Here is a 972-nt window from a genome sequence, read left to right as displayed (position 1 = left end):
ACCTGCTCGCCAAGGACCAGGACGGGTCCCTCGTGAAGATCATGAACGAGACCGTCGACGGGGACTACCAGACCTACAAGGCCGAGTCCGGCGCGTTCGTCCGCGAGCACTTCTTCGGGCAGACCCCTCAGACCAAGGAACTGGTCCAGGACCTCACCGATGACCAGATCTGGAACCTCAAGCGCGGCGGCCACGACTACAACAAGGTCTACGCCGCGTACAAGGCCGCGACCGAGTTCAAGGGCAAACCCACCGTCATCCTGGCCCACACGGTCAAGGGCTACGGCCTGGGCACCCACTTCGAGGGCCGCAACGCGACCCACCAGATGAAGAAACTTACCCTCGCGGACCTCAAAGCCTTCCGCGACCACCTCCGCATCCCCATCACCGATGACCAGCTCGAAGCGGACCTCTACCGTCCCCCGTACTACCACCCCGGCCCGGACGCCCCCGAAATCCAGTACCTCATGGAACGCCGCAAAGCCCTCGGCGGATTCGTCCCCGAACGCCGCTCCAAGCACACCGAAGTCACCCTCCCGGATGACAAGGCCTACGAAGCGGCGAACCGCGGCTCCGGCAAGCAGCTCGCGGCCACCACCATGGCCTTCGTGCGCCTGCTCAAGGACCTCATGCGGGACAAGGAGTTCGGCAACAGGATCGTCCCGATCATCCCCGACGAGGCCCGCACCTTCGGCATGGACGCGTTCTTCCCGACGGCGAAGATCTACAACCCGAACGGCCAGAACTACCTGTCCGTGGACCGCGAACTGGTCCTGGCGTACAAGGAGTCCATCTCCGGCCAGATCGTGCACGCCGGTATCAACGAAGCCGGATCGGTCGCAGCGTTCACCGCGGCGGGCACGTCCTACGCCACCCACGGCGAACCGCTGATCCCGATCTACGTCTTCTACTCGATGTTCGGCTTCCAGCGCACCGGCGACTCCTTCTGGGCCGCCGCGGACCAGATGACCC

Annotated in this window: 1 pseudogene; it reads left to right on the top strand. The window is 64.6% G+C overall.

Annotation, left to right across the window (positions count from 1 at the left end):
- A pseudogene (locus tag ACTWQD_RS18365) lies at window positions 1-972 on the top strand (pyruvate dehydrogenase (acetyl-transferring), homodimeric type); the annotation flags it as partial.

The sequence above is a fragment of the Pseudarthrobacter sp. 1C304 genome, from assembly GCF_052245515.1.
In the GTDB taxonomy this organism is placed as follows: Bacteria; Actinomycetota; Actinomycetes; order Actinomycetales; family Micrococcaceae; genus Arthrobacter.
This window is presented reverse-complemented; position numbering and strand designations above follow the sequence as displayed.